Annotated in this window: 17 protein-coding genes; 6 read left to right on the top strand and 11 right to left on the bottom strand. The window is 39.2% G+C overall.

Going from position 1 to position 24,892, the window contains the following annotated elements; translation table 11 throughout:
- Positions 1 to 197: 197 nt before the first annotated feature.
- Positions 198 to 3,215: an endo-beta-N-acetylglucosaminidase gene (locus tag QFZ31_RS24335; RefSeq protein ID WP_307307902.1), complete on the bottom strand. Its 3,018-nt coding sequence runs from the start codon at positions 3,213 to 3,215 to the stop codon at positions 198 to 200.
- Positions 3,216 to 3,647: 432 nt separating this feature from the next.
- Here QFZ31_RS24335 and QFZ31_RS24330 point away from each other — a divergent pair, with 432 nt between their 5' ends.
- On the top strand, positions 3,648 to 6,770 hold the full coding sequence (locus tag QFZ31_RS24330; RefSeq protein WP_307307899.1) for a beta-N-acetylglucosaminidase domain-containing protein: 3,123 nt from the start codon (positions 3,648 to 3,650) through the stop codon (positions 6,768 to 6,770).
- A 58-nt stretch (positions 6,771 to 6,828) separates the two neighbouring features.
- Here QFZ31_RS24330 and QFZ31_RS24325 read toward each other — a convergent pair whose 3' ends face one another.
- Complete coding sequence (locus QFZ31_RS24325; RefSeq protein ID WP_307307896.1) at positions 6,829 to 7,332, bottom strand: DoxX family membrane protein; 504 nt, start codon at positions 7,330 to 7,332, stop codon at positions 6,829 to 6,831.
- Between the two features lie 235 nt (positions 7,333 to 7,567).
- On the opposite strand from QFZ31_RS24325, the gene QFZ31_RS24320 reads away from it, so the two are divergent.
- Positions 7,568 to 8,497 (top strand): ABC transporter ATP-binding protein, encoded by a 930-nt coding sequence (locus tag QFZ31_RS24320; RefSeq protein WP_307307893.1) that lies wholly within the window; start codon positions 7,568 to 7,570, stop codon positions 8,495 to 8,497.
- Position 8,498: 1 nt separating this feature from the next.
- Positions 8,499 to 9,620, top strand: coding sequence for an ABC transporter permease (locus tag QFZ31_RS24315; RefSeq protein ID WP_307307891.1), 1,122 nt, complete (start codon positions 8,499 to 8,501; stop codon positions 9,618 to 9,620).
- Positions 9,621 to 9,988: 368 nt separating this feature from the next.
- On the opposite strand, the gene QFZ31_RS24310 is transcribed toward QFZ31_RS24315, so the two are convergent.
- The 9 genes from QFZ31_RS24310 to QFZ31_RS24270 form a co-directional block, all read right to left on the bottom strand.
- Complete coding sequence (locus QFZ31_RS24310; RefSeq protein ID WP_307307888.1) at positions 9,989 to 10,249, bottom strand: hypothetical protein; 261 nt, start codon at positions 10,247 to 10,249, stop codon at positions 9,989 to 9,991.
- A gap of 143 nt (positions 10,250 to 10,392) precedes the next feature.
- Complete coding sequence (locus QFZ31_RS24305; protein WP_307307885.1) at positions 10,393 to 11,280, bottom strand: ROK family protein; 888 nt, start codon at positions 11,278 to 11,280, stop codon at positions 10,393 to 10,395.
- Positions 11,281 to 11,306: 26 nt separating this feature from the next.
- Positions 11,307 to 12,743, bottom strand: a complete 1,437-nt coding sequence (locus QFZ31_RS24300; protein ID WP_307307883.1) for a glycoside hydrolase family 1 protein — start codon at positions 12,741 to 12,743, stop codon at positions 11,307 to 11,309.
- Positions 12,744 to 12,773: 30 nt separating this feature from the next.
- Complete coding sequence (locus QFZ31_RS24295) at positions 12,774 to 13,988, bottom strand: response regulator (RefSeq protein WP_307307880.1); 1,215 nt, start codon at positions 13,986 to 13,988, stop codon at positions 12,774 to 12,776.
- 1 nt (position 13,989) lies between these two features.
- Positions 13,990 to 15,753: a sensor histidine kinase gene (locus QFZ31_RS24290; protein WP_307307877.1), complete on the bottom strand. Its 1,764-nt coding sequence runs from the start codon at positions 15,751 to 15,753 to the stop codon at positions 13,990 to 13,992.
- A 33-nt stretch (positions 15,754 to 15,786) separates the two neighbouring features.
- Entirely contained in the window at positions 15,787 to 16,605 is an 819-nt protein-coding gene (locus QFZ31_RS24285) for a carbohydrate ABC transporter permease (protein WP_373459933.1), read from the bottom strand.
- A 79-nt stretch (positions 16,606 to 16,684) separates the two neighbouring features.
- The gene (locus tag QFZ31_RS24280) at positions 16,685 to 17,560 is read right to left on the bottom strand and encodes a carbohydrate ABC transporter permease (protein WP_307307873.1); all 876 of its coding nucleotides are present in this window, start codon (positions 17,558 to 17,560) and stop codon (positions 16,685 to 16,687) included.
- A gap of 59 nt (positions 17,561 to 17,619) precedes the next feature.
- Positions 17,620 to 18,900, bottom strand: coding sequence for an extracellular solute-binding protein (locus tag QFZ31_RS24275; RefSeq protein ID WP_307307871.1), 1,281 nt, complete (start codon positions 18,898 to 18,900; stop codon positions 17,620 to 17,622).
- 251 nt (positions 18,901 to 19,151) lie between these two features.
- Positions 19,152 to 20,546, bottom strand: a complete 1,395-nt coding sequence (locus QFZ31_RS24270) for an amino acid permease (protein ID WP_307307868.1) — start codon at positions 20,544 to 20,546, stop codon at positions 19,152 to 19,154.
- A 295-nt stretch (positions 20,547 to 20,841) separates the two neighbouring features.
- On the opposite strand from QFZ31_RS24270, the gene QFZ31_RS24265 reads away from it, so the two are divergent.
- The 3 genes from QFZ31_RS24265 (at position 20,842) to alr (ending at position 24,687) form a co-directional block, all read left to right on the top strand.
- Positions 20,842 to 22,068, top strand: coding sequence for a PucR family transcriptional regulator (locus QFZ31_RS24265; protein WP_307307865.1), 1,227 nt, complete (start codon positions 20,842 to 20,844; stop codon positions 22,066 to 22,068).
- A 239-nt stretch (positions 22,069 to 22,307) separates the two neighbouring features.
- Complete coding sequence (gene ald / locus QFZ31_RS24260; RefSeq protein ID WP_307307862.1) at positions 22,308 to 23,441, top strand: alanine dehydrogenase; 1,134 nt, start codon at positions 22,308 to 22,310, stop codon at positions 23,439 to 23,441.
- A gap of 64 nt (positions 23,442 to 23,505) precedes the next feature.
- Complete coding sequence (gene alr / locus QFZ31_RS24255) at positions 23,506 to 24,687, top strand: alanine racemase (protein ID WP_307307860.1); 1,182 nt, start codon at positions 23,506 to 23,508, stop codon at positions 24,685 to 24,687.
- Positions 24,688 to 24,892: the final 205 nt, after the last annotated feature.

Below are 24,892 nucleotides of genomic sequence, written 5' to 3'. Positions count from 1 at the left end.
ACTTCTAGTACTTACAATAAGAAAACCAGACGTAAACAGCAATAGAATAGCGGCAAGTCATAAAGTTATTACAGTCGATATAAAATTAATCCATAAAATGAATGATCTATTAAAAAAGTCCCGTTTTTCACTGCATTTTTACAGTGAAAAACGAGACCCTTTTGGTGTCAGAAGAATGTGAGTTTCAGAGCTTCCCGCTATTCCCCTTTTTTGCTTCCATTATTAAAATTCTTTTTCAATTCCTGTATACGATCCATAGCTTGAACCAAGGTATCATAGTTAGCGACCTGTTCTCTTAATGTTGGGTGAAGCTTGTTGTAGGCAACTTTACTATCATTGACGATATCCTTATCCTCTAACGTCAAATCCGCAACGGCAGGAAGGTTATTGATTTGAAGCATCACTTCCGTTACCTTTTCATTCAAGTAAGCTGTGCTGAACCTCAGACTTTCTCTCTCACCTTCGTTTTGAACCGTATAATAGACTCTGCCGCCTTCAAGTCCAAAATCCAACTGTTCGAAGGAAATCGTTCCGTCTTTTTCAGCAGCCTTTTCTGCTAGAACATTCTTAGTTTCCAAGGAGTTATATAATCTAACGGTTTGTCCCAGTTGAACTCTGTCAATTGTCACCTGGTCATTTGCACCTGTATTATTTTCAGCATTTGCAAAATGCATCATAATATTTTCCGTTCTTGGCAGCGCGTCACTTTCAAACATTTGCCATTCATAGATCCGGATCGCACCCCAAGGAGAAGTACCACTATTGTAGACCTGAAGCTTAAATTCTCTAGCCGTGACAGGCTGGTCTAAAACAATATCGGTCACAGCCTTCGTATTATCTGTAATCCTTTTTGCACTGACCCAATCCCCGTTTTCATTTTTATAAAGCAGCTCGAAATCAACGGTATTCATATTACTTGCTTCTCCGCCATACTCAGCATGTTCGACGCGCCAGCGTTTGATTGTTTTCTCCTCACCAATATCAATGGTCATATAACCAGTCTTTGCATTTGTTGCACACCACTTACTATTACCGATTGCTGTTCCATCTAATGCTTTCGCAGCAGGCTCAGCATCATTTTCTGCGGACACATCTGTTACTTGCGCGCCAAGAACCACATTCTCAGAGGTTGGGTTTTGTTCAATCTCCGTAGCATCCGTACCCATTCCCCAATCAAAGTCAACAACAGCAGCTCCACCTCGTACATAATCTTGATTGACCGGCACAACTTTTATGGATGTACGATTATTACTCGAAGCGTTTTCATTTGTACGGGTAATATTTGGTGTGTAGAAATAGTTATTTGGTGTAACGCCTAAAAGTGTTTCCACCCCATCGGCATTCTCTTGGTAAATCTCATAATGCAATACGTTCTTCTGCTCGGTCCACCCTAGACGGGCTTCCGCCTCAAATGCTGACATCGTCATTTCTTCTAAAATTTCCACATCTGCTGGTTTGGATAAAACCTCTTCAGCTGAATCATAAATGGATAGCTGACCTAAATGAAAAGCATAGTTTTCAAGTTTTTCAGAGTTACTAATTTTTAGACTTACTGCATACGCCGTCTTTCCTGCCTCTTCTCCCAAATCAACGATGGCAGTCTGCCAGCCCTTTTCTGTCGCTGGAAGTGAATAATATTTCATGTTATCCCGCGAATAATCTTCACTGTATGCTACACCAAGCAAAACATTTGCACCTGATTGATTTTCATAGATCACGCGGACCTTTGTACTGTCGGTGATCGGCAGTTTGGTGCTGTAAAGCATAGTATCATTTTCGGAGTTGGCATCGAGCGTACCGCTAAATTTCAGTGAATTACCACCGTTATATGCTTTTTCAAAATCATAGGATACATTCATTCGGCTGCCTTCACCGCGAATCCACCAACGCCAGGTTGGCATAATATCCTGGATTGAGCGATTGTTCCACTCAAGATCACTAGCGATTTTTCCATTAATAAAGTATTGTTTTCCATGGCCGCTATTAAAGTTTGTGGTAAAAGGCATTTCCTGAATAACAGACGAATCGGTTACAAATCGAGCCATTCCCTTCCAATCGGCTGAATCATCTGCAAGGGTTGGGTCACCCTGCGGTCCAGTCCAGAGATTTTTTTCTTTTTCGTGGAAGTCAGCAGGATTTTCTGCCAGCCCCATTGTCGAGTTTGGTGTATAAAGCGCGATGGAAACCTTTGGCTGTTTCTTTTCATCCAACAGTGCTTCCGTGTTAATCTTTGTATTATAAGAATTCTGTTGAATTTCGAAACCTGCATAGGCGTCAAAAGGATTCCGGTTATGACTATTCATCGTTTCAACGGTTGTGTTAATCTTACTGGTATTCCAGTTATAGTTTAAAAAGAACTCATCAACGGCGTATTCCCCATCCTCTGCCGGCTTCACATACATGTCATTTTGGCTGTTGATGGAATCCTGATAGTTGACGTTTCCCTTATTGTCCTGAGCATCGTACCAGCTGACATTAAGGTTGGATTTCCGTTTGATATATCGCATCATTTCATTCATGCGTTCAGCTGTTTGCTGATTTACGCCATACGTTTCTTGGTTAAAGAAATATCCATCAAATCCAAAATACTCGGCTACTTCAATCATCTTGTCTGCAACAGGAAAACTTCCGTCAGAAGTCTGCTTTGTAAACTTTTCTATTTCAGCAAGTCCTTCAGCTGATCTGCCCCATGGGAATCCAAGTGTTGCATAAACAGGCACCCCATTTCTGTGAGCGGCATCCACAATATCTGGTGTAGGGATGGCGAAAATCCCTTCATTTGTTCCTGCCCAGTAAATATAAGAATCTAGCAGCTGCCAGTTATCGAAAGCGTATACATTAAAGTCATTGCTGCCTACCGAACTCGCTTCATCATGATTCCACGTTGTGATTGCTGCAGAGGTGATACCAGCCTTTGGATTGGCTAATGGATTAATCTGAGCTCCTTTGAATCGGTCCTCGTTTAAAGGGACGCTGGCGCGGTTCAATTCTGCATCAGGATCCTTTTCAGGAGACCATTCCATGAGTGAATCCACGTTGAAAGCGGGTGCCAGCGGCTTTAGACTGAGCTTGTCCGCATAGTTCTCATTGACGCCGGCTGTTCCATCCCCGTTAACCCCGGCTTCTGCCCCAGGGGCACCCATTGAACCAAGTAACATGATTGCAGCCGATGCAGATAAAATGCGGCGGTACAACTTACTTCCTTTTCTTCTCATATTGCTCCTCCTCTAACATTTATTGCTCCTCAAAAATGGAAGCACTTCCAATTATTATAAAATTCGGTCCATTTTTATAATAGTGGAGTATTAATAGATTTGCTGTCTAAATTAAAGAAGCAAGTTGAGGTGATAATGTTTGCTAGAATATCAGTTACTCCTTTTCACCTACTTAGATTTTTCTTCGTGGTACTTTATTACCAAATATAGGAAATGCATTGACCTTCATGATGTAAGCGTTTTAGAATTATGGTATATATTTGGTTTCATGTGACTGGATCCTACTAGGCATGGAAAACAGAACGAGATTATTTCTCGTGAGTTTTCTGTGCCTTTTTATTTTCTAGCAAACAACCAAAATATAAAAAATGGAAAAGGAGGATTGCAAAAAAACATAGGCTTAAAATTTCAAAAGAAAGAGGGGAATGTTTTTTGAAAACCAAGTTTTGGCTCAATTTATCCATCATTTTTACAATGTTGTTTTCAACCGTAATGAGCATGAGCACCTTTACTGCAGCAGCACAGGAGGATTCACCTATGGAATATGAAATATACCCTTTACCCCAAGATATAATCTACCATGAAGGCTCTCTTACATTAGACAAAACCATTCAAGTCATTTACGACAACACCATAGACTCCGTTACAAGAAAAAAAGTAGAAACGATTTTTAAACAAAATGGCTACTCCACCCCAGAAATTGGGACCAAACCAGCAGATGATAAAATAAATATTTTAGTAGGAACAAAAGGCTCAAATGGTCCAGTAGATTCCCATGCAGCAGCAAATATAAATAGCGAGGGCAGCGATTTTTCAAAAATTGACGCCTACCAATTAGACATTCAAGAGAATGCGATTACAATTCTAGGTAAAGACACAGACGCAAGCTTCTATGGTGTGGTGACATTAAACTCTATCCTGGCACAATCCCCTGACAAGGTTGTCCGGCATTTAACCATTAACGACTATGCCAATACAGAAATCAGAGGTTTTATTGAAGGATACTACGGAATTCCGTGGAGCAATGAGGACCGTATGTCACTCATGGAGTTTGGCGGTCAATTTAAAGCAACTTCCTATGTCTTTGCACCAAAGGACGACCCATATCATAGAGAAAAATGGGGAGAGCCTTATCCAGCAGAAATGTTAGCTGAAATTGGCGAAATGGCTCAAGTAGGGAATGAGACAAAAACTCGTTTTGTTTGGACAATCTCCCCATTAGGAGAGGTGGCACATATTGCTCGAACACAAGGGCAACAAGCCGCTATGGAGTTACTTCCGGAAAATACAGAAAAAATGCTGGCAAAGTTCGATCAATTATATGATGTGGGGGTACGTCAATTCGGTGTACTCGGTGATGACGTTGGAAATCTTCCACTTGATTATGTGGTCCAATTGATGGAGGCTGTCTCCCAATGGGCAAAGGCAAAAGGCGATGTTTATGATATCTTATACTGTCCGGCAAGCTATAATTCCAGCTGGGCGTGGAATGCTGCCGAGCTAAATGCGTACGAAAAGGGATTTGATGAAAATATACAAATCTTCTGGACTGGTTCCACAACCTGTGCCCCAATTGTCCAGTCGACCATTGATGTATTTAAGAACAGAAGTAATGGCGGTGTAACACGAAGAGATCCATTATTCTGGCTCAACTGGCCTGTTAATGATGTCGATATGTCTCGGGTGTTTTTAGGAAAAGGGGAAATGCTTCAGACTGGCATTGAAAATCTCGCTGGTGCTGTGACTAACCCGATGCAGGAAGCTGAAGCCTCAAAAATTGCCATATTCGCTGTTGCTGATTATGCGTGGAATACAGAAAAGTTTGATGCACAAAAAAGCTGGGAGGACAGCTTTCACTATATCGAACCAGAAGCAGCAGATGAGTTTCATACCTTAGCAAAACATATGTCCGATGCCGATCCAAATGGACTTAAACTGTCAGAGAGTGAAGATATTAAGAGTTTGTTAGATTCTATTACTTCTAAAGTGAATAACACGGAATCATTAAAAGATGTGGCACCCGAAGCAATTGCACAGCTGCAAATCATTGCTGACGCCGCAAACGAATTTTTAGCAAAAACAAAAAATGAAAAGTTAAAGGAAGAGTTAGCGCCATTTGTCAAAGCGTTAAGAGACATGGTATTAGCTGACATCGAGTTTATTAAAACAGACCTTGCCATTGAAGAAGGGAATAAATCAGACACCTGGAATCACTATGCAAAAGCAACTGCCTTACGTCAGCAAAGCTTAAACTATGATCGACCATTATTAAGCGGCACGATGAAAGCAAAACCAGCAAAAAAGAGGCTGCAGCCATTTACCGATAACTTAGAGTCTAAAATTTCACCAAAGGTTTCACAACTGCTGGAACTTCAAGAGGCAGAAACAAGAGCTAGTATCTTTACGAATGTAGAAGCGTACAAAAACGTTGAACTAACAGAAAACAAGACAACCACTTCCATTAATGCGGCGGGTTCAATTACGCTAAACAAAGGCGAATACCTAGGCGTAAAATTAAGCAGAGTCAAGGATGTATTGGACATTGAATCCCCTACTGTAAAAGTATTAGCACTAGAAACATCCTTAAATGGCTTAAAGTGGGAGAAGGTAAAAAGCGACGCTGCTCCCGCTGATGCCAGATATATTAGGCTGCTTAATAACCAAGCAAAACCCGTAGAGTTTACATTAGATCGTCTAACCGTAACATCCTTTGAGGTTGAGCCTAAATCCGTCAAAGAAACAAATTATACAAGTGTAGAAAACCCACTTGGCCTCTTTGATGGCGACTTCAATACGCCTGGTTGGTTTAAGAATAGTCAAACAGCCGGTAAGTATATTACCTATGATATGGGTCAAGAAATTACACTTAATAGTCTAAAAGCAGTGATTAATGAGGGCGAGCATGATTACCCAAGACACGCTATTATTGAGACTTCATTAGATGGAAACGAATGGACCACCGTCATGACCTTTGGCAGCCAAGATGGTCCAAATGAGGGTGAAGCTGCAAATGCAGACCTGGCCGAAGCGATATTTGACCAGCACGAATCCCCATACCGAGCAAAAGAAGTCAGAGATTTAGATCAAAAGATCAAGTACTTAAGGTTTAAGATGACAAGAACAAAGGTTGGTTCAGATAAGTGGGTGCGGATGCAGGAATTGGTCATCAATGATGGCAAGTATTACCCTGAGGTCAATAATCCAACAATTTCAACCACTGCAGCAAATATAAACGGAAATACCAAGGATTACCTAATCGATGGCAATCTCAATACGAAATTCAAACCGGCAGGAACAGAAGCTGGTGAAATTCTTTATCACATTGGGGAAGCAGAAAAAACTGTAACGGGGATCACTATTTTAGAAAATCAAAACGACTTATCAGGCAGTAAGGTTTCTGTTAGAACGACAAAAGGTTGGAGAAATCTTGGAACGGTTGATTCTGGCTACCAATTTTTCTCAACGGATCATATCCCGCCTGTGATAGACCTAAAGATTGAATGGCCGGAAGGAAAAGCACCAGCTATTTTTGAAATAAAAGTTGATAAAAAATAAGCTATTCAGTAAAAAAAGACGATTCGAGGGGGAGCGAATCGTCTTTTTGCCGCCTGTATTATACTGTTGCTTTTGCTTTATTTTTGCTAACTGTTTTGTTGATGAAAGGTACTACCCAGCGGTCTAAACCGTATCTGCCTGCGTTGAATCCTGCTGTTAAGATGATGAAACCTAAGAAAATGTCTGTTGGGTTATGAGAAACTGTTCCTGCTAAGAAGAAGCTGAAGTTCATTACTAAACCAAAGAACATTGCTGCCGTTGTTAAACATCCTAATAGAAGTCCTAAACCAATTAATGTTTCGCCCCAAGGAACGATGAAGTTGAAGACATCAATGTTTGGTAGGGCAAAGCCTTTTAAGAAATCTACATACCAAGCATACACCATGGTGCCATCTGGACCTTTAACGGGATTAGCTGTTGCTCCTTTTAAAAATCCTGAAGCGTCAAAGCCGCCTGTAAGTTTATGAAGACCCGCTGTGAACCAAGAGTAGCCAAGGTATAAACGAATAATAGTTAAAATAGCTGCAGAGATTTTATTTTCTCTTAAAAAATTGTTAAACATAAGTCATTCCGCCTTTCAATATTTGGTTGTTCTTTATACTCATACTATATTAAATTTCGAGAGTTAATAATATGGGGATAGTGTTAAGTTCACAGTTTGTTTGAAATGTTATGGCGGAATGTTGAACAGCAAGAACTCCAGCGAATTTAGCATAAAGTTCGAATGATTTCCTTAAATAGAACATATAGAGAAACAGGGCAATAGTCCGAAGCTGCAAGGAAAGGCAGGAGACAAAATGAACGTTCTAGAAGTGAAAAACTTACAAAAATCATTCGGATCAATCAGGGCTGTTCAGGACATTAGCTTCTCTGTGGAGGCAGGAGAAGTGTTCACCATCATCGGGCCAAATGGAGCAGGAAAAACGACCACACTGGAAATGATTGAAGGCTTGGTAACACCTGACCATGGCGAAATCCGTTTTGGGGACATGAACTGGGGACAGCATGCTGTTGCAATAAAGATGAAAATTGGCGTTCAACCTCAATCCAGTGCGATGTTTGACTTATTAACCCCAGAAGAAAATTTAGATCTTTTTGCCACTTTCTACGAAAGGGCAAGGCCAACGGAAGAGATTCTTCAACTGATTAACCTAACCGACCATCGTAAAAATCAAGTAAAGAAACTTTCAGGCGGTCAGCGCCAGCGACTCGCGATTGGACTGGCGATGATTAGTGATCCCGATATTATTTTCCTTGATGAACCGACCACAGGCCTTGATCCACAGGCACGCCGTCACATATGGGACATTATCCTCGAACTAAAAAAGTTAGGTAAAACGACTATTCTAACCACACATTATATGGAAGAAGCAGAAAAACTGAGCGATCGTGTTTGTATTGTGGACCAAGGTAATATCGTTACCATCGATACCCCGTCAGCCCTCATTGAAAAATTAACAAAGGAAAGAGAAGTTCGCCTATCCTTCTTAGATGGAGAAAAAGCGGCTGAAGAGGCTGCTATTTTCGCGGACAATCTTAGCTCTGTAGCTCGTATAGAGCGTGAAGGTGAGGTATTAAAGCTCTGGACCATTAAGCCTGAGGATACACTTTTAGAGTTGTTTAAGTTTACAAAGGAAAAGGACTATCAAGTGGAACAGGTCTCCATACGTGAAATGAGTCTAGAGGATGTCTTTATTGCCTTTACCGGTAAGGAATGGAGGGATTAACTTGAGCAATTTTAACCAGTTTAAAAAAATGTTTGCGGCACAGTTAAAATTAACCCTTCGTGAAAAACAAGCATGGTTCTGGGGAATCTTCTTCCCTGTTATCTTAATGGTTATCTTTATGGTGATTTTTAGTGGAAGTTCAGATGATGAATTTCAATCGGAAATAGCGATTGTAGCAGCTAATCCAAATCCGACATCTGAAATGCTATTAACGCAAATCAATCAACTTCCCATCCTTGATGTAAAATCAGGTGAGCCGGTGAGCCGAGAAACGGCCGAGCAAGGGGTAATAGATCAAGAAGTCGACGCGGCGATTGTCCTGCCAGAATCGGCAGAAGACACGTCTTTCGTACTTGTCGTTAACAAGGAAGATGAAAAAGGGGTGACAACACAAGCCCTTACAGCGATTCTTGATAAAATTGTTCAACAGGCAAACTTGTCTGCTGTCGGTGCAGCCCCTACCTTTGATATTCAGTTTGAATCCGTTACGAGTGGAAGTAACGAATTAAACTATACCGATTTTCTTTTAACCGGGATGATTGCCTTATCGATTGCTCAAGGCGGACTGTTTGGAATGGTCGATTTAGTGGAAATGCGCAGAAAAGGCTTGATTAAAAGGCTGCGGATGACACCTGCCAATATGGGGATATTTGGCCTAAGTGATATGGTTATGCGGCTGTTATTCAGTATTATCCAAATCCTGCTGCTATCGTTAATTGGAGTTTTCATCTTTGGAGCAAACCTTTACATCAATTTTTCCAGCCTGCTTATTGTTTTTTTAATAGGTGCTTTATCTTTCAATGCCGTAGGCTACCTCATTTCATCTTTCAGCCAAACACAAAATGCGTATATGGGTGTAGCAAACATTGTCAGCTTCCTCATGATGTTTTTGAGCGGCGTCTTCTTTCCGGTTGAAACCATGCCGGAGTGGCTGCAGCCGGTATCCAATCTCCTGCCTCTCACCTATTTTGCCGAAGGCTTGAGAGATAGTATGGTTTATGAGACGGGTCTGTTCTCAAGTACACTTTGGTTTGGGATCGGAGTGTTGGTCATATGGGGTGCACTGTCCTTTATGCTGGGAGCATTGTTGTATAAAAGAAAATCGATTGTCGCCGCTAGATAAGAAAAGCGGAAGCACCTTGCACAGGGAAAAATGCAGTTCAATTTTTCCTAGGGGCGACAGGCATAAGACGAGCCGGCGAGAAGGTTGGTTTTTACCTTCTTGACGGATTGTCTAAAATGTGGAGGCGACTGCCCTGGGACGAAGGCATAAGACGAACCCTGCAAGAAGGCGCTTTTTGCCTTCTTCAGGGAAAAATGCAGTTCAATTTTTCCTAGGGGACGGCTTATGACTCGAGTCCCAAGGAGCCGCAACTAGACATGCTTATGACCCCGAGCCCCTAGGCGCTCCAAGCCAGACAATTCTCAAAGTCGGAAATTTTATACTTTCAAATCTTATAGAAAAAAGGAAGGGAATCCCCTTCCTTTTTCTTATGAAAATCCCGCGACTGTAAATAGTATTGCCAAGCCAACGATTAGGATTAGAGCTAAATATCCGATAATACTTAGAATGGTAACGATCCAGCCGACTAACTTTCTATCTGTTCGAATTAAATAAATCCCTAAAGCAATCGCACCGAAAACGACACCAAGAATCCCCCACAGAACAGGGTTCTTACCATGCTTTTTAGAATCAATGACTAGATAAATGGTGAGGATGACATTTAAAGCCAAGCCAAAAAAACCTTCCAAAATTCCCTCTCCTTGCTTTGTTCAAAAGTATATTCTTAATATTATATTATACCAGAAAACACCTTGCTTTATCTCATAATTTTCAGAAAGGCTAAGCAAAAACCGCTTGGATGACTAGAACCCAAGCGGTTTTAACTAAAAATCTATTTCAATCTAGTGTGCATAGCACCGTATACTGCTCCTAGTAAGTTGGCATTTTGACGATACTTACATGCCACGATTTCCGGTTTAATCTTCGCTAGGTCCACTCTTGATAAAATGTTATCCAGCTTCCCATTGATTCCATCAATTAGATCGTCTCTTGCACTGATTCCACCACCGATAACAATCACTTCAGGATCATAAATGTACTGCAGGTTATAAATCCCTACGGCTAATAAGTGATAGAAATGATTGATAGCTTCGATACAATCTGTATCTCCTGAATCAGCTAGCTCAAAAATTTGTTCACCAGAAATAGACTCTACATCGATTTGCTTTCTTTTCGCGACATCTCTCACCAGTGCAGCGGTTGAAGCCGCTCTGCTCCAAACATCATTGCTGTCTTGAATGTCACCAGTTAGCAGCATATAACCGAATTCGCCGCCATGGAGATTGGCCCCTTTATGCAATTGGCCGTTTTTAAACACCGATCCGCCAATCCCGGTTCCAATCACCATAACAAGCACATCTTTTTTCCCCTTAGCTGCGCCGTTCCAAATCTCAGCATATCCCGCACAATTGGCGTCATTTTCTAAGTAAATCGGCAGTGAAGTTAGCTCATTAACCAAATTTTTGATATTTGGTCCATGTAAATAACGAATGGCACTGGAACCATAAATCACGCCTTCATCCGAAACAGCACCAGGTGCACTAATCGCAATTCCTTTTATATCTGAATTCGTCTCTGCAAGATTTTTAATAATCAATAGCAGTTCATCTAATGTACCAGGTGTTTTCACTTTATTGTTCTCTAGGATTTCAGCATGTTCGGTAACTAATCCGTATTTAATAAATGTTCCGCCGATATCAAAAGCTAAATATTTACTCATCTTAAGAAACGCCCCTAGGTAGCTTTTTATTTATAGATATTGTCATCCTGTGCTTCAAATTGTTTTGTTTCGATAATTTCTTTTAGCCAATAAGCAGATTTTTTAAGCGTACGGTTTCGATTTTCTTCGAGGTTAATTTCAACCAAGCCATAACGATTCTTAAAGGCATTCATAGGAGACACGTTGTCGCTGAATGCCCAAAGCATATAGCCAGTACAATTGGAGCCCTCTTCAACACCCTTTAACAACCACTTTAAATGATCACTAATAAATTCAATACGGTAATCGTCTTGGATCATGCCTTCTTCATTTTTAAAGCGGTGTTCATTTTCTACACCCATCCCATTTTCGGCAATAAACCATTCGATATTTCCGTACTCCTCTTTCATGCGCATAGCGATATCATACATAACTTGAGGATAGATTTCCCAACCGCGGTGTGGATTCATTTTTCTGCCTGGTAAATCAAAACTTTCATAATAATAGGCAGGATGGAAAGGTGTTTCTTCATTCCAAGCGGATGAACGAGCTTTCACTCGGTATGGGAAATAGATATTTAATCCCACATAATCCACAGTGTTCTCTTTAATGATTTGCAATTCTTCTGCTGTTGCTTCAAAAGCAATATCATGCTTGTTCATTAATTCGAACAATTCTGTAGGGAATTCCCCTTTAATCGAGGGATCCAAGAAAATTCTGTTGTAAAATAGATCAAAGATACGTGCCGCTTTTTGATCATGTTCAGCAGATGAACGAGCATAGGCTACTTCTGGGTTAATGATGTTACCAATCTTTGCACCATATTTATCTTTTAAGCCCATTTCTTTAAATAAACGAATAACCTTAGCCGTTGCTAAACTTTTATTAAAATTCCATTGCATCCATTTTTGTGTGTTTTGTTCAAATGGATAACGAATTGCGTCTAAATAGACACGTGTTTGAATGACAATCGGCTCATTAAAAGTAAACCAATGCTTAACGCGATCGCCATAACGCTCAAACACTTTTTCTGCATATTTAACAAATAGGTCTACTACATGCTTCGATCCCCATCCGCCATATTGCTTAAATAAAGATGCAGGAAGTTCATAGTGTTCAAGACAGATCATCGGCTTCACGTTATTCTTAATTAACTCATTGATCATATCATCTATATAACTAGCATATTCTTCATCTACCACGGCATTTTCATAATCTAGTAAAAAACGTGACCAGTTAATCGAAGTTCTAAAGTTTTGCAAACCAATTTGTTTCATATAACCAATGTCTTCTTTGTATCTATTTTTAAAATCAGTTGCTACAGCAGGACCATATCCGTTATGCCAAACATTTTTATTCTCTTTATACCACATGTCTAGAAAGGAATCCTGAGTCTCTTTTTTACCAGACCATCCTTCCGTTTGCCATGCAGACACCGCTGCTCCAAGAAAAAAGTCCTTCGGTACATTCATTTTCTTTTGCATGCTACTTACCTCCAGTTCCATAAGAAACTCTTATGATTGATTGATATTATTTGCTGTTACATTTCTATACTTGGTTGGCGTATAGCCAGTAAACTTTTTAAAAACATCAACAAAGTACTTATATTCTCGATAGCCGACCTTTTCCGCAATTTCATTTACATTAAAAGGCGTTTCTTCAAGAAGCTGCTTTGCTGCGTCAACACGCAAGGTATTAATATATTCATTAAAACTCTTGCCAGTTTTTTGTTTAAATAATGAGCTGAAATAATTAGGGGAAATATTAATGACGTCCGCTACCTCATGTGCCTTGATTGCTGAGGCATAATAGGTTCTGATATATTGTTCTGCCCTATCCATTAACCAGTCGTTAGCCTTTGACTTATTAGCCAATGATTCACTTACAGGACTGACAACAAGCCCACCTTCACTAAAAGGAAGATATCGAGTATCTTCATTTAATCTTAGATAAACCTCATTCAGCTGACCTATTGTAATGTCAGTATCATTAACGACACAATTAAACTCTTGAAAATCCAAATTCTCTTGAGTAAAACCAGACAAATTATTTGTCACACAAGTGAGTAAGACGTTTTTACTCGTAAACACCGATACACTTGCAAACCCCTGACTGCTTAACGAATTTTCCACTTGGTTTTCCCAATCCACATTCAAGTTTTGCAGTTCTTCCTCAGAAAGATCTTTTGTTTTATTTTTATAGTCTTTTAACATCGTAACAAAGGGATAAATACGCACATCAGCAAATAAACTCGAGTGGTTTGGAGTCGTATCAGGTAAATCCAAAACTAGATGAAAAATAGCATTTTGTAAATTCATCTGATAGATTTGCTGTGCAGATTTTCGTTCTTCTTGTAAGGTACTAATAATTTTTGTGATGACCCGTAAAAGCTCATCTACATCTACCGGCTTCAATAAGTAATCCTTTACACCTAATTGAATCGCCTGTTGTGCATATTTAAAATCGTCATACCCACTTATGATAATCGTCCGAATATCAGGATAGTTCTCTGCAAGGAATGCTGCCAATCTCAAGCCATCAACATTCGGCATTCTGACATCGGTTAATACTAAATCTATGCCACCATGTTCCTTAATCTTCTGAATAGCCTCCGCCCCGTCGTACGCAAGGTCAACAACTTCCACCATATATTCATCCCACGGAATTGTCTGTTGCAAACCACGACAAATAATGGGTTCATCATCAACGATTAGCATTTTAAAGGGCATACTACTCACCTGTCTCATTTGAAATTTGATTACTATTTCCATTCTTGGATATAGGGATTTTCAAGCGGATCCATGTACCTACCTCAGAATCTAACACCTCGAATTTTGCCTCCTCACCAAAGGCAATCTCTAAGCGGTCGATGAGATTAGAAATCGCATAGCTGCCTTTCCCATTATCATCTTCAACCTGTTTCTTATTCTTAAATCCCCAGCCATTATCGATTACATCCATCCAAATTTCCTGATTCACCTTAAACGCTCGAATCTGGATAACACCCTGTCTAGGCAAATTTTCAAACCCATGAAGGATACTATTTTCTACTAAGGGCTGTAAAATTTGCTTAATAATATAGACATCTTTTATTTGATCATCATAAAAAATGCTATAATTCAAACGCTTACCGATTCGACTCTTTTGTAACTCTAGGTAATTTTGAATATACTGGATTTCTTCCTCTACCTTTACCCACATCTTTCCCATATTTAAATTCATACGAAATATTTTGGATAAACGCTCAATTAACTGACCTGTTTCCATCGCTTTTTCTAACCGTGCTGTCCAGCGAATCATGTCCAGCGTATTGTATAAAAAGTGTGGATCAATCTGGCTTTGAAGAGCCTTCAATTCCGATTCACGCTGTTTAATCTTTAACTTATATTCTCGATTAATATAATTTTGAATCGTGGTGACCATTTGGTTAAATCGGAGTCCTAATTTCCCAATCTCGTCTTGTGAGGAGATTTGAACCTTAGCACTGAAATCGCCTTCTCCCAGTTGCTTCGTTTGCTTCGTCAATTCCACGATCCTTCGGATAAAGGATTGATAAAATCCAACAAAAGCTATTCCCCCGAGCGCTAATAAAAGGAAAATCATAAAAACAAACAAACCGCGGACATTATATAAACTTTTAACCACTTCTCCCTCATTCACCATTGCAATCGAAACCCAATCTGTTCCTGCAATTGCTTTTTTCACAAGTAGATAGTCACTTTGTTCAACATTGATTTTCAATGTGCTATTTTTACTATTTACAATCCAATGCGTTACATTCTTGTCAGGAAATGGTTTCCCGGCTAATGAAGGATCCTGGTGCAGGACAACTTCTCCTTTTTTGTTCAATACAAAATAATCACCAGTTTGGTCGATCGTATTAGGTTCAATCGTCTTATATAGCTTAGATTCGTCTAATCGAATTCTTACCATTCCGATAGATGTGTCGATATGATTAATATCATTAATCACCCTTGATAAACTAACAACATTCTTTTTTGCAGATCCATTCTCCATCACTTGATAGGTATTGCTCCAAAATGGAGCACCTTCAAGATTCCTTGATTCTTGGTTCAGCCTGACTTCATTCCCGATTATGTGGCTCCCTATTTCTAAAACATGTCCATCATTGGCGACTAATAGAATCGAGTCAATATAGCTATGACTCATAAGCTGAAAGGTAAAATATCCATTAATTCCTGCAACTGCCTCTTTATACGCAGGTTGATTAAGATCTTCCTCCGGGGCGGTAAAAAATGTTCGGAAGTTTTTTTCATAAATCATATAAGAAGACATATTCTCGATCCCACGAATGATGGATGTTAAGTTATCTTCATTTTTTTCTAGTTTACCAACCGCATTTTTTTCAGCCTGCTGCTTAAAAACGGTAGTAGTTTGATAGTAAATAATACAGCCAATTATCACAGTTGGTAAGGTAATCAAGAGTAAGAATACGGTAACAAATTTGTTTTTTAATCCCCAATTTCGAATCATGCACATCAGCCTTATATTTTATTACCTTTTAGTTTATCCTTTTACGGCACCAGCTGTCATACCATTTACAATTTCTTTTTCTAAGAATAAATAGAAAATGATAATAGGAATCATAGACATCGTTAAACCTGCCATTTGTGCCCCATAATTAACGGTAAACTGACCAGCAAAACTTGCAAGACCTAACGGCAATGTTTGAAGGGCTGGATCATTAAGTAATACGAGAGCAAACGAGAACTCATTCCAGTTATAAATAAAGTTCAAAATAATAACGGTAGCTAGTGCTGGACGGGACATCGGCAAAATAATGGACCAGAATATCCGGAAGATTCCACATCCATCGATAATCGCTGATTCTTCAATATCCTTTGGAAAAGCCTTCATAAAACTGGTTAAAATAAAAATCGTAATTGGCAAATGAAAGGCAATGTACGGAAATAACAAGGTAATAGGGTTATTTAATAATCCCAAATTTTTCAATAAAATGAACATTGGAACAAGGGTAGCGTGTATTGGGATTAACATCCCAAAAATAAAGAAGGTATACAAGGCATTCTTAAACTTAAACTCTATTCTTGCTAGAAAATAGGAAGCTAACGCTCCGATTAACACAGTGAGAATAGTTGCTAGTAAACATATAAAAATACTATTTTTAAAGAGAACGCCTAAATTAGCGGTACCCCACGCTTCTATATAATTATCAATAACCAAAGTCTTTGGTAAACCAAATTGATTCACCGCAAATTCTTTTTCTGACTTGAAAGAGTTGATAATCATCCAAATAATAGGATAAACATTGATCACCGAAAAAATGATCAATACTGCATATATGAGGGTGTTTTTTACACTCATATTCCTTGTGCTTCGATGCAGCGGCAATGCAGATCGCGTTGTTTTCTTAATCGTTGTTTCCATTTACTGCACCTCCCCATCAAATAAATTTTTGACCAAGAACTTTTTTTACAATTCCAATCAAAATGAGACTGAAGAAGAAAATAAATACGGATATCGCACTGCCGTAACCATATTTCAGGTTCGAAAATGTCTCATTGAACATATACAACGCCATAACGTCGGTAGAATGAGACGGTCCGCCATGCGTCATAACATAAATTAAATCAAAGGTTCTTAAACTACCGGAAATACACAATATAATCGCAACGATAATCGTGTCCCAAATCATAGGGATGGTTATTTTCCATGTAGTCACCCATTCAGAGGCTCCATCCATCTTTGCCGCTTCCATTACTTCTTCCGGTATGTTTTGCAAGGCTGCAAGAAAAATAATTAAATAGAGCCCAACGAACTGCCAGATTACCGTAATACATACAGCCACCATCGACCACTTTGTATCACCTAACCAGTTTTGTGCCAAAAAGTCTAAGCCAACAGCCCTTAAAATTTCGTTAATCATGCCATTCTTCGTATTATAAATGAGGCTCCATGTAAGCGAGATCACGACCGTTGATAAGACAACAGGAAGAAAACCGATGGTTCTGAAAATCTTTAAGCCCTTGATTTTTCTATTTAACAAAAGAGCTATAAATAACGCAATCGGAATCTGTCCAAAGACTGAGGCGATGACAACAAATATGTTATTACCTACTGAATTCCAAAATAATGTATCTTGAAAAAGATTCTCAAAGTTTTGCAGACCGATAAATTCCATTTCCGAAAAACCGTCCCATTCCATAAAGGAATAATAAAACGATTGGAAAATCGGATAGATAGCAAAAACGGTATAAATCAAAAATGCCGGCAATAAACCGATAATAAGAGCCGCTTTACTTTTCCCAGTTAGTTGCATATTTATCTCCCCTATGAAATGCAGGTTGCCTTAGAAGAGGCAACCTGTATTTTAAAAGATTATTTCTTTCCTTGTTCGTTTTCCTTCTGCATTTCTTCAGCTAATTCCTTAGGTGTCTTTTCACCGATTGTGATAGATTGTAAGCCATTGTTAATCATGTCTGTTAACTCAGGTGTTAACGTTGCATCATAAACGGGTGCTAAACCACCTTGTGCAAATCCGTTAGCTGTTTGGTAAATTTCAGGAATGCTATCATCCATTTCTACTTGTACTGGAACAACGATATTAGACTTAGCTAATCCTTGGTACAACTCATCACCATAGAAGTACTCTAAGAATTTAAATGCGGCTTCTTTCTTCTTACCAGATAATTCAGCATTAAGAGCGATACCGCCGCCCGCTGCACCAGAAATTTTTGCCGTATCTCCTTCGCCGCCAAAGCTTGGGAACGGAGCAACGCCGATATTATCAATATTTTCTATACCTTCTAGGATTGGTCCAATTGCCCAAGAACCTGCGAAGTGCATAGCGGCTTCACCACTATTAAATATTGTTCTAGATTGAGCTTCATCAATGGTATTGAAATCTTCGTTAAATGCTTTAAGCTTCGCTAATTCTTCAACTACCGATAACGCTTTCACAAAGTTCTCATCCGTAAAAGAGCCTTTTCCGCTTAAAGTGCTTGGTAAGAACTCACTGCCAGTAAAACGATCTGCAATCGTTGAGATATAAACAGACTGTAAAGGCCAAATCGATTTATTACCTAGTGCAATGGGCGTTACTTTTTGGTCATTTAAAGTCTTAATTAACTCTTTTAACTCATCATACGTTTTTGGAAATTCTTCAAATCCTGCTTTCTTCACTGCATCTTTATGATAGTAAATCAAGCTAGTTTCACTAATGTTTGCTGGAATCGCGTACTGCTTTCCGTCAACTGCATAATCTTTCATGATACCTTCTGGAATTTTCCCTTCCCACGTATCAAGGATTTCATTTAAAGGAAGTAACGCTTTTCCTTCAACTAGAGGCTGAATACGTGCACCAGGCCATACCCGGAACATATCCGGTAATTGCTTTCCTGCTGCTTGTGTTCTTAGCTTTGTTTCATATTGATCATGTGGAATACTTTCGATTTTAACGTGGATACTATCTTTGTTTTCTTCATTGAATTTAGCAATGATATCTTTATAAACCTTATATTCCGGGCGATTTTCAGTCCAGTCATTCCAAACTGTCAGTTCTGTGACCTTACCCTCCCCAGAAGCTTTCTCTTCTCCACCGCCACATGCAGTTAAAAATAGTAATAACAAGCTTAAGACTAATACGCCTAGCTTCTTCATGGTGTTTCCCCCTTATTCATATCAATCGCTTACATTTATTATTGTAAAGGTTTCCATTTTTTTCACTATCCGAAAAAATTTAAAAAATATCCGATAATTTACGGTCTTTTTAAAACGGTTTCATTTTTTTGACTTTTACTAACAGTATGAGTTAATAAAGTCAAAACAATAAATAAAAAAGCGTAAATGGACCTATGCCCACTTACGCTTTCAATATAGAAAATTTAATTTTAAGTGGCAACAGGCACCACTTATATCACTTTTTGAATTTTATTCTCATTTTGTTTCCCTCGTTTATGATACCCCTTACCATAATAGAAGGCCGTTAAGATTCCTAGCCAAAGCGGTCCAACGATTAACGCGATTCTAGTATCTGGGAAGAATGCCATTAATCCTACTACTAGAAGTAAGAATGCTAAAGAAACGTAGGAAGTGAATGGGAATAACGGCATTTTATATTTTAGGCCTTTTACTTGATTTGGATTTAAACCCTTACGATACTTAATTTGTGATAATAAAATCATAGACCACGTCCATATCGCACCAAACGTTGAAATAGCTGTTACCCATGTAAATACTTTTGCTGGTACCAAATAGTTAAGAACAACACCTACTAAAAGGGCACCTGCCGTTACTAAGACAGCAGTACTTGGAACACCATTCTTGTTTAATTTGCCAAACCCCTTCGGTGCTTCATCATTTTCAGCTAAGTTGAATAACATACGGGCTGTACTAAAAATACCCCCGTTACATGATGAAAGTGCAGCCGTTAAGACAACAAAGTTGATGATTCCTGCTGCTGCAGGGATTCCAAGCCTATCAAAGGTCAATACGAACGGACTGCCTTCAGCACCGATTTCGGTCCATGGATAAATGGACATAATGACAAACAATGCCCCTACATAGAAGATAAGAATTCGCCAAAAAACGCTATCAATCGCTTTAGATAATGTTTTTTCCGGATTCTTTACTTCACCGGCGGTAATCCCAATCATCTCAATACCCAAGAAAGCAAACATAACCATTTGTAAGGACATTAATACCCCAGTGATACCATTTGGAAGGATTCCCCCATTCTCCCAAAGATTGCTGATACCAGTAGCAATACCGCCATTACCAATTCCAAACACAATCATGCCAATACCACTTACGATCATGAAGATGATGGTCACAATCTTTATTAATGCAAACCAAAACTCAAGTTCGCCATACGCTTTTACATTTAGAAAATTGACCGAAGCCATGATGACTAGTGCTGATAGTGCCCAAATCCAGCGAGGTACTTCTGGGAACCAATACTCCATGTAGATTCCTGCTGCTGTAATCTCGGCCATACAAGTTACAACCCATAAGAACCAATAATTCCATCCTGTTAGGAAACCAGGCAGCGCGCCTAAATAATCACGAGCATATTGACTGAAAGATCCGGCAACAGGTTTTTGAATCGCCATCTCACCAAGTGCCCTCATAATAAAGAACATAATCATACCGGCAAAAGCATAACCGAGAATAATACCAGGTCCCGCAAGCTTAATCGCAGTTGCAGACCCTAGAAACAGACCTACCCCAATTGCTGCTCCTAGTGACATCAGCGTGATATGTCTTTCTTCTAAACCTCTTTGTAATTGATTTGGATTTTTTTGCATAGTCTACCCCCTATTTAGTTTAAATCTCCTATTTCCCTTTTACACCAAAAAAGATACAATATTATTCTAAATAAAACTTCTGTTTATATTTAAATAATATCCTCCTATTCTTTTTCTAAATGATAGCGTTTACAATGTCTTTAAAACCAACAAAAGTTAAAACTTTGTGAAATTAATATAACATATCTGTGAACATTTTATATTGTAGAATAAATACAAATCTATTAAAAGAATATTGTTTTAAATGACAAATACGTTACATTGTGCACAATCTCATTGATAAAGGTGGTAGTTTATGAAAAATGATCCGTTTCGCGCAAGCTTTGATAGTCTAGAAGAATTTGCAGATATGGTAAGTGAAGTTTTACATTGTCCGATCACCATAGAAGACGCGAACCATCGTCTCCTTGCCTACAGTACCCATGATGATCGGACCGACCCGGCAAGGATTGCCACAATCATCGGCCGCCGGGTACCGGAAAAAGTCATCAATTCCTTATGGAAGGAAGGGGTCATTCCTTCCTTGTTAAACAGCCGTGAACCAGTAAGGGTTAAGACGGTGGATGAGATTGGACTAGGAAATAGAGTAGCGGTATCCATTTGGAAAAATGATGAAGTACTCGGCTTCATTTGGGCGTTAGAGATTGAAAAAACACTAGGCGACGAAGAAATGGATTGTTTAAAGCGAGCGGCGGACGCAACCAAAAATAAATTGATTCAACTGCAAAACCGTAAAAATAAAAAAGAAGAACAATATCAAGAGTTTTTCTGGCAACTGTTAACAAGTCATCTTTCTTCCAATGAAGAAATTATAAATAAGTTTCATGCGTTGCAAATTTCGCCTCCTACACTATTTGGTGTTGCCGTTTTTCAATTTTCAAAGGAATTAGGACGAGAGGATGAAAAGCAGATAGCCTATCTGTTAAAAACAATTCAACTGCCAAAGATTTTACTGCACACCATTGACCATCAACAATTAATTTTGTTTATTGCTCTTGACGGGAACCAGCAGCCGGTGAATAAACTAAATGCATTTTGTGAGCTGTTTGTTGTTAAGATGAAAGAACGATTTGGAATTGAATCAATCGTTCAGGGCTATAGCAGTGTTTATTGTGATTTAGGAAAAGTGGAAAAAGCATACAAAGAGGCTCGAACCGTATTATCGGTAAAAAGAAAATTCCCTAGTGAAGCAAAAGAAATCCATGGCTACCAAAGCTTAGGAATCTATAAGTATATTGATGTTTTGATAGAAAAAGCTGGTACGGACCAGAATGAAAACTATTCTCTAAAAAGGCTTCAAGAATATGATAAAAAAAATAACACCGACCTCGTCGAAACATTAGAAGTTTTTTTAAATAAAGACAGCAATGTCCATGAAGCCGCAAATGCATTAAATGTACACACAAACACGCTAAACTATCGGCTCAAACGAATATCCGAAATCGGTGAAATTAATCTAAAAGACCCAAACCAAAAAATATCCCTCTATCTAGACCTTAAACTTGAAAAGTTCAAAAAATAGTGGTGACACCTAAAAGGTGTTCACCATCTGTTTGAAAATTCCAACAAAACAAAACTTGATTTTTTTAATTTGTAAGCCTTGTCATTTTTCCTTTTATAGCAAGGAATTTGTGAACGTTTTGTGTAATTCCACAAATAGAATCGTGTTATTTCTACTTTCTAAACAAAGAAAAATGGTTTTGAAAGGATTATTCTAAAGTCAGAAAAACTCACTAAAGACTTCCAAGGGGGATACCGATAATGATTATTGGCGTAGTGAAAGAAATTAAAAACAATGAAAACCGTGTGGCATTAACTCCAGCAGGGGTTGTTTCATTTATACAGGCTGGACATAAGGTATTAGTTGAAAAAGGGGCTGGAATTGGAAGCGGTTTCGTTGATGCCGATTATGCTCAAGCAGGTGCAGAATTAATAGAATTAGCAGCTGATGTTTGGAATCAATCTGAAATGATCATGAAGGTGAAAGAACCTCTTGCCAGTGAATACAAATACTTCCGTCCAGGTTTAGTATTATTTACTTATCTGCATTTAGCTGCAGAGCCTGCTTTAGCTCAGGCACTTAAAGACAGCGGTGTTATTGCGATTGCTTACGAAACAGTATCGGTTAACCGTACGCTGCCACTTCTTACACCAATGAGCGAAGTAGCTGGCCGTATGTCTGCACAAATCGGGGCACAATTTTTACAAAAATTCAATGGCGGTAAAGGCATTCTGCTTGCAGGTGTTCCAGGGGTTAGCCGTGGTAAGGTTACGATCATTGGCGGCGGGATTGTCGGAACAAACGCGGCAAAAATGGCGATTGGCTTAGGCGCAGATGTAACGATTATTGACTTAAGCGCAGACCGTCTTCGTTATTTAGATGATGTCTTTGGAAACCAAATTAAAACATTAATTTCAAATCCATTTAACATTGCTGAGGCTGTGAAAGAAGCGGACTTAGTAATCGGTGCGGTATTAATTCCAGGTGCAAAGGCTCCTAAACTAGTAACTGAAGAAATGATTAAAACGATGAAACCTGGTTCTGTAATCGTTGACGTTGCGATTGACCAAGGCGGAAGCGTTGAAACGATTGATCATGTAACAACTCACGATAACCCAACTTTTGAAAAGCATGGTGTTGTCCACTACTCCGTTGCGAACATGCCAGGAGCGGTTCCAAGAACATCTACAATGGCTCTAACAAATGCGACTGTTCCTTATGCATTGCAAATCGCGAATAAAGGTGTAGCGCGTGCAATCTCTGAAAATCCAGCATTAAAGCTTGGAGTGAACGTTGCTAACGGCGAAATTACTTATGAAGCGGTAGCAAGAGACCTAAACTATGTATATGTACCAGTGGAAGAAGCATTGGAAAAAGAAATCGTATTGAACTAACCATCTTGGTACCCTCAAGTTTATCTTGAGGGTTTTTTCATAGGGGAACTTGGGAGGGAGATTCTTGAATCAACATAGTTATCGAGATACATGGGCGGATATTTCATTGGACGCGATTAGACATAATACGGAAGAATTCAAAAAACACATTGGAGAATGTGTTGGCTTAATGGCTGTGGTCAAAGCAGATGGTTACGGGCACGGGGCAGTCCCGGTGGCGAGAGCGGCTGTAGAAGCGGGCGCGGATTACTTAGCAGTGGCGATTTTGGATGAAGCGATCGAATTGCGTGAGGCAGGGATAACTCAGCCCATTCTTGTATTGGGTTATACTCCCATCCGCTCTATCCGGCAGGCAATTATTGCAGGGGTTGATCTAACGGTTTTTAGTGAGGAAGTCCTTGACGAAATTATTATTCAGTCCGAAGAGCTTCAAAAAACGGTTTTCATTCATTTAAAAGTCGATACCGGAATGACAAGAATTGGTGTTCAAACAAAGGAAGAAGCACTTGTTTTAGCAAACAAAGCAGCTAATTCAACTTTTGTCACAATTAAAGGTATCTTCACCCACTTTGCTAACGCCGATAGTGAGGATCCATCCTATACGCGTCAGCAATTCGAGCGATTTCGTTCGGTCATTACCTATTTAGAAGAAAACCAAATTTCTATCCCTTTAAAGCATTGCTGCAATACCGCTGGGACAATGAACTTCCCTGATATGCACCTAGATATGGTCCGTGTCGGCATTGGCTTGTATGGCCTGTATCCCGACGTGTCGTTAAAGGCACATCCCATTTCACTTCAGCAAGCGATGACACTTAAAACGAAAATTGCGGGTCTTAAAAAGGTAGCCAAGTCGCAGCCGGTTAGCTATGGATGCACCTATATTCCTTCAAATGAAAGGGTCATTGCTACACTCCCAATCGGATATGCAGACGGGCTCTCTAGGCAACTTTCCAACTGTGGACAATTTCTTCTACATGGACAAAAGGTTCTCGTAGCGGGTCGCGTCTGCATGGACCAAACGATGATTGATGTAACAAGCTTACCCTCGTGCCAGCAGGGAGATGAAGTCATTATTTTTGGTGGAAATGCTGAAGCATTTCAATCTGTGGATGAGATTGCGCTCTTGATGGGAACGATTAATTATGAGGTTGTGTGTTTAATTGGAAAACGTGTTCCACGTATTTATACAGTCACAGAAAACGAGATTCACGAACAAGTCCTGCAAACCGCGGGTTCTATATAATTGACAGGTCTCCATAAGAAAAGGTCACATGAACAAATCCATGTGACCTCTTTTCAACATAAAAAATACTATCAACCAAAAATTCAAAAAAATTCATAAACTCCTTCCCTTTGCTTAAATTTCTCAAAATTATGAAACAAACCGTGGTAACAAATACCAAATATATGTTAAAATATTAGTAGTTTAGTATATTAAACCTAGGTTT

The organism is Neobacillus niacini (genome assembly GCF_030817595.1).
Classification (GTDB): Bacteria; Bacillota; Bacilli; order Bacillales; family Cytobacillaceae; genus Neobacillus; species Neobacillus niacini_G.
Note: the sequence above shows the minus strand (reverse complement) of the source record. Positions and strands in the feature narration are given on the sequence as shown.

Coding starts and splice junctions, on each gene's coding strand:
- QFZ31_RS24335 (WP_307307902.1), bottom strand. CDS start 3,215: ATGAGAAGAAAAGGAAGTAAGTTGTACCGCCGCATTTTATCTGCATCG.
- QFZ31_RS24325 (WP_307307896.1), bottom strand. CDS start 7,332: ATGTTTAACAATTTTTTAAGAGAAAATAAAATCTCTGCAGCTATTTTA.
- QFZ31_RS24320 (WP_307307893.1), top strand. CDS start 7,568: ATGAACGTTCTAGAAGTGAAAAACTTACAAAAATCATTCGGATCAATC.
- QFZ31_RS24305 (WP_307307885.1), bottom strand. CDS start 11,280: ATGAGTAAATATTTAGCTTTTGATATCGGCGGAACATTTATTAAATAC.
- QFZ31_RS24300 (WP_307307883.1), bottom strand. CDS start 12,743: ATGCAAAAGAAAATGAATGTACCGAAGGACTTTTTTCTTGGAGCAGCG.
- QFZ31_RS24295 (WP_307307880.1), bottom strand. CDS start 13,988: ATGCCCTTTAAAATGCTAATCGTTGATGATGAACCCATTATTTGTCGT.
- QFZ31_RS24290 (WP_307307877.1), bottom strand. CDS start 15,753: ATGATTCGAAATTGGGGATTAAAAAACAAATTTGTTACCGTATTCTTA.
- QFZ31_RS24285 (WP_373459933.1), bottom strand. CDS start 16,605: ATGAGTGTAAAAAACACCCTCATATATGCAGTATTGATCATTTTTTCG.
- QFZ31_RS24280 (WP_307307873.1), bottom strand. CDS start 17,560: ATGCAACTAACTGGGAAAAGTAAAGCGGCTCTTATTATCGGTTTATTG.
- QFZ31_RS24275 (WP_307307871.1), bottom strand. CDS start 18,900: ATGAAGAAGCTAGGCGTATTAGTCTTAAGCTTGTTATTACTATTTTTA.
- QFZ31_RS24270 (WP_307307868.1), bottom strand. CDS start 20,546: ATGCAAAAAAATCCAAATCAATTACAAAGAGGTTTAGAAGAAAGACAT.
- QFZ31_RS24265 (WP_307307865.1), top strand. CDS start 20,842: ATGAAAAATGATCCGTTTCGCGCAAGCTTTGATAGTCTAGAAGAATTT.
- ald (WP_307307862.1), top strand. CDS start 22,308: ATGATTATTGGCGTAGTGAAAGAAATTAAAAACAATGAAAACCGTGTG.